General features: G+C 44.2%; 3 protein-coding genes and 1 pseudogene. All 4 read left to right on the forward strand.

The genetic code is table 11. The annotated features are described in order from the left end of the window. Positions 1-408: MetQ/NlpA family ABC transporter substrate-binding protein (locus tag ACW12G_RS07280; RefSeq protein ID WP_455647640.1), on the forward strand; the 408-nt coding region annotated here is incomplete at its 5' end. A gap of 62 nt (positions 409-470) precedes the next feature. Further along, positions 471-1,817, forward strand: a complete 1,347-nt coding sequence (locus tag ACW12G_RS07285; protein ID WP_455647641.1) for a M20/M25/M40 family metallo-hydrolase — start codon at positions 471-473, stop codon at positions 1,815-1,817. Positions 1,818-1,821: 4 nt separating this feature from the next. After that, entirely contained in the window at positions 1,822-2,901 is a 1,080-nt protein-coding gene (locus ACW12G_RS07290; RefSeq protein ID WP_095652940.1) for a methionine ABC transporter ATP-binding protein, read from the forward strand. A gap of 2 nt (positions 2,902-2,903) precedes the next feature. Further along, a pseudogene (locus ACW12G_RS07295) lies at positions 2,904-3,004 on the forward strand (ABC transporter permease); the annotation flags it as partial.

A 3,004-nucleotide genomic window follows, 5' to 3' on the forward strand; every position in this document is an offset into this window, starting at 1 on the left:
AACGAAAACCGTGGTCTCCATTTGTTGGCCGATGCTGGTCTTATCAAGCTCAAAGATACGACCCAAGCCACACCAAAAGACATTATTTCAAATCCAAAGCATTTGAAGATCACCCCAGTTGATGGCTCACAAACAGCAGCATCCCTAAAAGATCCTCAAGTTGGCGCTGCGGTCGTCAACACCAACTATGCCAAGTCAGCACACTTGAACATTGATTCAGCCATTTTCGTTGAAAGTTTGAATAAGAATTCTGAGCAATACTTCAACTTTATCGCAGCCAACAAAAAGGACAAAGATAAGCAAGTCCTAAAGGACGTGGTGAAGTCATTGCAAACTGAGAAAACAAAAGAATTAGTGAAAAAGTACTACGGTAATGCCGAAATTACCGTTTGGGATTACAAGAAGTAACCACAAATCATCACCATCTGTAAGCTTGCTTACAGGTACATATGTTTAACGGGAGAACACATATGACAATCCGACAAGACTACCTCACTTTACTTGAAGAACTTGTGGCCATTCCGAGTGTTTCCGCTCAGGCAGCGTCACTACCCGAAGCAGCCACAACGATTGCCAACGCTTTTCGCCAACTTGGTGCTAAAGTAACCTACGATGACACCTATTTTGCCCCCTTTGTACAGGCTGAATTCACCAGTGACCAACCCGATGCCAAGACCCTTGTGATTTATAACCACTATGATGTCCAACCCGCCGAACCCCTTGACCTGTGGACGACGGCGCCTTGGACATTGTCAGCACGGGATGGTAAGCTATATGGCCGCGGTGTTGACGACGATAAAGGCAATTTAACTGCGCGTCTAGCGGCAGTTGCCGAGTATTTAAAAGAAAATGACCAAACCTTACCGGTTAATATCATCTTTATCGTCGAAGGTGCCGAAGAAACTGCCTCACAATACTTACCAGAATATTTGGCAAAACATGCCAACACCATCAAGGCTGATTTAGTGCTTTGGGAATCTGGTGGTAAAAATGCGGACGACATTGTCGAAATTTATGGCGGGAATAAAGGGATTGTGACCTTTGAATTAACCGCTAACACAGCAGATAGTGACCTACATTCATCATTGTCGGCTGTTGTTGACTCGGCTCCTATCCGCTTATCACAAGCCATTGCCGCATTATTTGACCAACAAGGCAATATTGCCGTACCGCATTTTTATGATGAAGTCATCACACCAAATGCACGTGAAAAAGCTTTAATTGGCCAGTTACCTTTAACACGAGAAGATTTAGTGGCACAACACGGCCTAAAAGTGCTACTTTATACAGATCGTAACGGCCAAGATTTAAAAGAAACCTTGTATTTCCAACCAACCCTTAATGTCCAAGGCATCATCTCAGGGTATAATGATAAAGGTGTTAAAACTGTCTTACCCGCGACCGCCACGGCTAAATTAGAAGCGCGCTTAGTCCCCAATATGTCACCTGACATCACGTTACAACGCATTGCTTACCATTTGACTGCACAAGGTTTTACGGATATCACCGTTACCAAAACACTGGGGCTAGCTGGTTATCGCAGCGATATGTCTGACCCAGAAATTCAACGGGTCATCTCTGTGGCCAAAGCTTATTATCAAGTCGCACCCGTGGTCATGCCGACATCACCTGGCACGGGTCCAATGGCAACGATTTATGCGGCTTTGCAGGCCCCAATTGCCAGCCTTGGCGTTGGTTATGCCAATAACCTCGACCATGCACCAAACGAGCATATTCGTTTGGTTGATTATGACCAACATATTGATGCCGTCAAAGCTTTAATTAAGAGTTATCAAGCATCTCAACTAAAGGAGTAAATGAATGAGTCAACCCATTATTGCATTAGACAATATTACTGTCGCTTTCCATCAAAAAAAACGGACGATTACTGCGGTAAACAACGTCTCTGTCCATGTTGAACGGGGGGATGTTTACGGCATTGTTGGTTATTCAGGTGCTGGTAAATCAACATTAGTACGTGTCATTAACCTCCTACAAGAACCAACCAGTGGTTCTGTGGTCGTCAACGGCGAAGTTTTCTTTCAAAGTGATGATAAGACCGGTAAAATTACCCGTATTTCTAGCCAAAAGCTCCGTGATCGCCGACGCAAAATCGGCATGATTTTCCAACATTTCAACTTGCTAAACGAACGCACGGTAACAGAAAACGTGGCGTTTGCCCTCCAACACAGCCCACTATCTGAAAAAGAAAAAGCTAAAAAAGTGGCTGAGCTCCTTGAATTGGTTGACTTATCTGATCGCGCACAACAATATCCATCACAATTGTCTGGTGGTCAAAAGCAACGTGTGGCCATCGCCCGCGCTTTGGCCAATGATCCTGAAATTTTAATTTCCGATGAAGCCACTTCGGCACTGGATCCCAAGACAACGAATCAAATTTTGGCCTTGCTCAAAAAGCTCAACCAAGAATTTGGTTTGACAATTGTGCTCATCACCCACGAAATGCAGGCCGTCAAAGAAATCGCCAATAAAGTCGCGGTCATGCAAAATGGTGAAATCATTGAACGTGGCTCACTGTTAGATATCTTTGCCCAACCAAAGGAACAATTAACAAAAGAATTCATTGAAACGGCGACAAACATCGATAAGGCGATTGAGACAGTTACAGCCCAACCAATGGTGCAAAACTTACAACCCAACGAAATCTTTGTCCGCTTGTCTTATGTCGGCGAGACAACCGATGAACCACTTATAGCTGGGCTTTTCCGTGATTTCAATGTGACGGCCAATATTTTGTACGGTAACATCGAAGTCTTACAAGATACACCGGTGGGCTCACTACTCGTCATTCTATCAGGGACCCCTGAACAACTTAAAGCATCGATTTCAACCTTAGCTGATCATCACGTTGAAGTCGAAATCCTTAAAGGAGGGCAATAATCATGCAGACATGGTTCGCACAGACATTTCCAAATGTGGTTTATCAAGGCTGGACTGGTGATACTGGTTGGCTAACGGCTATTAACGAAACACTCTTTATGAC

It is taken from the genome of Leuconostoc sp., from assembly GCF_965300815.1.

Coding starts and splice junctions, on each gene's coding strand:
- ACW12G_RS07290 (WP_095652940.1), top strand. CDS start 1,822: ATGAGTCAACCCATTATTGCATTAGACAATATTACTGTCGCTTTCCAT.
- ACW12G_RS07285 (WP_455647641.1), top strand. CDS start 471: ATGACAATCCGACAAGACTACCTCACTTTACTTGAAGAACTTGTGGCC.